Below are 2592 nucleotides of genomic sequence, written 5' to 3'. Positions count from 1 at the left end.
GCAATGGATGCACGTGACGGATGCGCAAGGCGTGCCATTGACTGCTGATGTTTTGGATGAGGCCTATGGTGAACTTAACCGACGTTACTACGGCCCAGCCTTGACGTTTGATGATGAAATTGCGCACGAGTGGGAGCGTATTCCACACTTCTACTACAACTTCTACGTGTTCCAATACAGTACTGGTTTTGCTGCTGCGACGGCAATGGCGGATAAGATTTTGACTGAAGGGGCACCGGCTGTGGCGGCTTACAAGGAATACTTGAAGGCCGGATCATCTGCATTCCCAATCGATGTGATGAAGAAGGCCGGGCTTGATATGACTAAGCCAGATTACTTGCGTGATACATTCAAAGTGTTCGAACAGCGCTTGAACGAATTTGAAGCGTTGGTGGCAGAATTAGCTGCTGAATAACTAATTGACGCAATTAAAAAAGCACAATCTCATCGAGATTGTGCTTTTTACGTTTGGTAGAACGGCAGTGAAGCCATTCTTTTCGTGTTTTACTTAAACAATACCCAGTACAAAGTTGAAGCGACGATTGCACCAGCGATTGGGGCCAAGATGGCAACCCAAGCGTACTCCCAGTGTGATGATCCCTTGAACTTCAATGGTAATAGGGCGTGGACCAATCGTGGCCCAAAGTCACGGGCGGGGTTCAAACCTGGCCCAGTTGCACCACCTAATGACGTAACCAATGTTGCAACCAAGACACCAAGTGCTAGACCAGCGATCCCCTTATAAGCTTCAGATGACGTAATACCCAAAGCGCCGAACACCAAGACGAATGTACCAACGAATTCGTTGATAAAACCATTCATTCGTGAGTTAGCAGCATCAGTCGTTGAGAATGGTGCGAAAACGGCGTCAACGTTTGTTGTCAAATCAAAGTATGGCTTATATGCAGCCACAACCAACATTTGACCAAACATAGCACCCAAAACTTGGGCGATAATGTATGGCAAAACTTCTGACCATGGGAAGTCGCCCACAACGGCCAAGGCCAACGTGAACGCTGGGTTAATTTGAGCAGAGAAAGCACCAAATGCCATTGCTGGGATAGCCACACCAGCACCGTAACCAACGGCGATGTTCAGCCAACCAGTTTCTTCTCCCTTTGTGTTCTTCAATTCTGTGTTGGCAACGGCTCCGTTACCCAATAAAACCAAAAATGCTGTTCCAAAAAATTCAGCGAACAAGCGCACTACTAATGAGTGGTCCATAATTCCTCCAAAAAAATAAAAAGTGACATGTTTAACCAAAACAAATTATGTCGCATTTCTGCGCACACACGAACGCTTACCAATTTATCAAATATTTGTTGTTATAACAAGGAATTTTAAGGGTTTTTAACAAGTTTGTAAAAATGTGCACATGATACGAAGTGACTGTGAAAGTATCCCAGGCTTAGTTTACCCGAATGGATAATCCATACACACAACAGACTAATAATATTAGATTCACTTTCATTGAAACGCTTTCAATAAACAGGTAAAATTAAAGATATCAAATATGTTTGGAGGCAGAACTATGACACCAGGTCAAATTGCATTAATTATAATCGCAGTCGCGGTTTTGTTATTGGTGCTATTTATCGGTTTGTTCCTTGTGCGTTTGACGCGCACATTGGGTGTAATTACCCGTGATGTCGATATTATTGCGCGTGAAGCGAATGATATTATGGCAAACGCGAATACTTTATTGAATGACGTAAATGGCAAGGTCGCCACGATCGACCCCGCTTTCCAAGCGGTGGCTGATTTAGGCACATCGGTTTCAGAATTGAACGCTGCAACCCACGATTTGACTGGCAAGGTGAAGAAAACAGCTTCATCACGGGGTGCCAGTGTTGCATCAGCGGTAACCGCAGTTAACGGATTCCGTAAAGCACGTAAGTCTCAAGCATCATCAAGTAAATAATTGGAGGGTAAACGCATGTCTAAGGGTAAGGGATTTCTAGCAGGATTGTTGTTTAGTGGGGTAGCTGCCGCAGCTGGGTACGCCTACTACAAGAGCTTGTCAGCTGAGGAGCAAAGCAAGTTGAAGGCAAAGGTTGATGACGTTGTTGTGGATGTGCGCGACAAGGCAGTAGATTATACGTATGCTGCAACAGATGCCGTTGCTTCAGTTCGGGATCGTGCCGATGAACTTGTGGCTGAGAAGGGATTGGACGGTAAAGTTGCTGATTTGAAGTCGCAAGCGTCTGAAAAGACGGCCGGCCTACGCGCTAAGGCGGATGATTTGAAGGCCCAAGCACAAGATTTAGCTGACCAAGCGAAGTCAAAGGCGTCAGAGGTTAAGGATCAAGTCCGAAGCAAGGTTGCACCAGAGTTAGCTGATGAAGACATTGACATTGTGTTGGATCCAACAGCACCATCTTTGTCAGAAGCATTCGATGATTTAGAAGAACCTGTTGCGGTTGAAGAAGCAAAGACGATTACGCCTGAAGTTTTGGAACCAACACAAGGTTTGTCAGAATCAGGTAAGAAGGGCTTGTCAGAGCTTTAATAACCAAAATGAAAAGCGTATCACATTTGCCGTGATACGCTTTTCATTTTGGTTATTATTACTTTGTAGAATCGCGGTCAATG

General features: G+C 45.0%; 4 protein-coding genes. 3 read left to right on the top strand and 1 reads right to left on the bottom strand.

Going from position 1 to position 2592, the window contains the following annotated elements; translation table 11 throughout:
* Positions 1–415: M3 family metallopeptidase (locus tag WEIDD23_RS14775; RefSeq protein ID WP_242865487.1), on the top strand; the 415-nt coding region annotated here is incomplete at its 5' end.
* 89 nt (positions 416–504) lie between these two features.
* Here the strand turns inward: WEIDD23_RS14775 and WEIDD23_RS08985 are convergent.
* Positions 505–1224: an MIP/aquaporin family protein gene (locus WEIDD23_RS08985; protein WP_010372516.1), complete on the bottom strand. Its 720-nt coding sequence runs from the start codon at positions 1222–1224 to the stop codon at positions 505–507.
* Positions 1225–1531: 307 nt separating this feature from the next.
* Here WEIDD23_RS08985 and WEIDD23_RS08980 point away from each other — a divergent pair, with 307 nt between their 5' ends.
* The gene (locus WEIDD23_RS08980; RefSeq protein WP_010372520.1) at positions 1532–1921 is read left to right on the top strand and encodes a DUF948 domain-containing protein; all 390 of its coding nucleotides are present in this window, start codon (positions 1532–1534) and stop codon (positions 1919–1921) included.
* Between the two features lie 15 nt (positions 1922–1936).
* Positions 1937–2509: a hypothetical protein gene (locus WEIDD23_RS08975; protein WP_010372524.1), complete on the top strand. Its 573-nt coding sequence runs from the start codon at positions 1937–1939 to the stop codon at positions 2507–2509.
* The last annotated feature ends 83 nt before the right edge of the window (positions 2510–2592 follow it).

The organism is Weissella sp. DD23, assembly GCF_001579105.1.
GTDB lineage: Bacteria > Bacillota > Bacilli > Lactobacillales > Lactobacillaceae > Weissella > Weissella cibaria.
The sequence above is the reverse complement of the archived record's forward strand: the minus strand, read 5'-3'. Positions and strand labels throughout refer to the sequence as shown.

Excerpts from the sequence above, each read along its gene's own strand:
- WEIDD23_RS08985 (WP_010372516.1), bottom strand. The coding sequence starts at position 1,224 with ATGGACCACTCATTAGTAGTGCGCTTGTTCGCTGAATTTTTTGGAACA.
- WEIDD23_RS08980 (WP_010372520.1), top strand. The coding sequence starts at position 1,532 with ATGACACCAGGTCAAATTGCATTAATTATAATCGCAGTCGCGGTTTTG.
- WEIDD23_RS08975 (WP_010372524.1), top strand. The coding sequence starts at position 1,937 with ATGTCTAAGGGTAAGGGATTTCTAGCAGGATTGTTGTTTAGTGGGGTA.